Origin of the sequence: Planotetraspora sp. A-T 1434, from assembly GCF_025420585.1 — a bacterium.
GTDB lineage: Bacteria > Actinomycetota > Actinomycetes > Streptosporangiales > Streptosporangiaceae > JAOEGB01.
Window position 1 is genome coordinate 1 of record NZ_JAOEGB010000060.1, and the last position, 2,708, is coordinate 2,708.

General features: G+C 72.3%; 2 protein-coding genes. Both read right to left on the reverse strand.

Annotation, left to right across the window (positions count from 1 at the left end):
• The coding region (locus N5079_RS35740) for a polyketide synthase docking domain-containing protein (RefSeq protein WP_410007860.1) at positions 1 to 180 on the reverse strand (180 nt) is incomplete at its 3' end.
• A 41-nt stretch (positions 181 to 221) separates the two neighbouring features.
• Positions 222 to 2,708: SDR family NAD(P)-dependent oxidoreductase (locus tag N5079_RS34905; protein WP_261588504.1), on the reverse strand; the 2,487-nt coding region annotated here is incomplete at its 5' end.

A 2,708-nucleotide genomic window follows, 5' to 3' on the forward strand; every position in this document is an offset into this window, starting at 1 on the left:
TGAGGAGACCAGGTCCCACAGGTCCTCGGGGGAGGCCACGCCGCCGGGCAGCCGGCAGCCCATCCCCACGATCGCGATCGGCTCCCGTTGTTCCTCTCGTACATCCCGTAATTCTTCGCGCGTCTTGTGCAGTTCCTCGGTCACACGCCGGAGGAGATGCCGGATCTGGTCGTCACTCACAGGGGTCTGCCTCCAGGGCACAGGCTGGACAAGGGAGAGGCTCAGGAGATGCCGAGTTCGTTGCTGATGAAGCTGATGAGCTCGTCGTCGGAGGCCGAGGACAGGTCTCCGGACGCCGGATGACCGCCCGGCACGCCGCCCGGCATGCCGCCGGGCACCGCCTCACCGGGCGGCGGCGTGTCCAGGAGCCGCCGCAACCGCGCTGTCGCCGCGTCCCGGTCCAGGGGAGGCAGCGAAGCCACGGAGAGCAGGCTCTCAAGTTCATCGATCTTCGCCAGCATCGCGGCGAGTGGCGGCTCCGGCTCGGGAACCAGTACGGCATGCAGGTGGTCGACCAGCTCCGCGGGAGTCGGATAGTCGAAGACGAGAGAGCTCGGCAGCGCCGTACCCGTGAGCCGGCTGAGGCGGTTCCGCAGCTCGACCGCGGACAGGGAGCTGAATCCCTGGTCGCGGAAGCCGCGCTGGTCGTCCACATCCGCCGCGGAGCTGTGCCCAAGAACGGCGGCGATCTCGGTGCGGACGACCCTGCGAACCGTCTGCCGCCTTTCCGCCTCGGGCAGTGTGGACAGCCGCCGCACCAGGTCCGGGCCGTCGTCGCCCCCCGCCTCCGAGGCGGCGGCAGGGCCGCTTAGCGCGGCTTCACGGGCCTCGGGCAGCTCGGCGAGCAGGGGGTGCGGCCGGGTCGCGAGCACGGCGGTCCAGTCGGCTCTGCTGACAATGAGCCGGGTCTCCCCGTGATCCAGCACCTCCTCCAGCGCGGTGACCGCGAGGTCCGGGTCCATCGGCCGTAACCCGTTGCGCCGCAACTGCTGCTTCGCCCCGTCGCCGGCGATGCCGTCGCCGTCCCACTGGCCCCACGCGATCGATGTGGCGGGCAGGCCGATGGAGCGGCGGTGCTCGGCGAACGCGTCCAGGAAGGCGTTGCCCGGCGCGTAGTTGCCCTGCCCCGCGGTGCCGATCGTGCCGGCGATCGACGAGAACAGCACGAACGCGGAGAGGTCCAGGTCGCGGGTCAGCTCGTGCAGGTTCAGCGCCCCTCCGACCTTGACCCGCTGGGCCCGGTGCATCCGCTCGGTGGTGAGCGAGTCGAGCAGGGAGTCGTCCAGGACCGCCGCGGTGTGGATCACGGCGCTGAGCGGGTGTTCGGGAGGGATGGCCGCGAGTGTGGCGGCGAGCGCGTCCCGGTCGGACACGTCGCAGGCGGCGATGGTGACCCGCGCGCCGAGGCCGGTGAGCTCCGCCTCCAGCTCCGCGGCGCCCGGAGCGTCGAGCCCCCGGCGGCCGATGAGCAACAGGTGCCGGACCCCGCGCCGAGCCAGGCGGCGTGCGACATGCCCACCGAGTGCGCCCGTACCACCGGTGATCAGTACGGTCCCGGGCGACGCCCACGGTGACGGTACGGCGGAGCCGTCGAGGAGGGGCGCGGGCACCAACCGGCGCGCCAGAAGCCCGGCGGCGCGGACGGCCAGCTCGGACTCGCCGTGATCTCCGGCCAACGCGGTGACGGCGTGTGCGGCGGCTCGGGCGTCCGGCCTCGCGGGCAGGTCGAGCAGGCCGCCCCACCCCTCGGGCCTCTCGGCTGCGACCACGCCACCGAGACCCCACGCCAGCGCACGACCGGGGTGGCTCAACTGATCGGACGGCGTCGCCGAGACGGTTCCGCTGGTCGCGATCCAGAGCGGCCCGGAGATCCCGGCGACACCGAGGGCCTGGATCAGGGCCACCTCGGCGGCGTTTCCTCGGGACACTGCCGGATGCGCCGCGTGCGGGGTGTCATCGAACGAAAGCAGGGATAGCACCCCTGTGACGGGCTCGTCAGGGGAGACGGAGCCCAGCGCCTCGATGAGCGCGTCCCGGTCGGCCGTCCCGGCATCGATCACGATGGACGCCGCCTCGGCGCCCCGCTCCTCGAAGGCATGGGCGAGGACCTTGGCCCATTCCGCTGCCTCACTGTGGGCGGGACGGACCAGCAACCAGCGCCCGGCGAGGCGGGCCGGCGTCTCCGTGGTGACGGGCCGCCACGACAGCCGGTATCGCCAGGAGTCGATGGTCGATCGAGTGCCCCGCGCGGCGTGCCAGGACGCGAGCGCCGGCAGGACCGCGCCGAGCGACTCCCGCACCCCCTCGTCGCCGGCTCCCAGCGTTTCGACCAGGGAATCGAGGTCGCCGCGGCTGACCGTGTCCCAGAAGCGGGCGTGCGCCTCGTCGCTTTCGCCGTTCCCGGCCGCGGCGGCGCTGGGTTTCGGATGGTCGAGCCAGTGTCTCCGCTGCTGGAAGGCGTAGGTGGGGAGGTCGACGGTGGTGGGGTCGCTGTCGGTGTAGACGGCTGCCCAGTCGACGGGGGTGCCTCGGGTGTGGAGGTGGGCGGCGGCGGTGAGGGCGGTGGCGACTTCGGGCCGGTCGCCCCGGAGCGCCGGAATGGCGGTGATGGTGTCGCTGGAAAGTGCCTCTTGGGCCAGTGCGGTGAGTACGGCGTCCGGACCGATTTCGAGGTAGGCGGTGATGCCGTCGTTGTGTGCGGTTTGTAG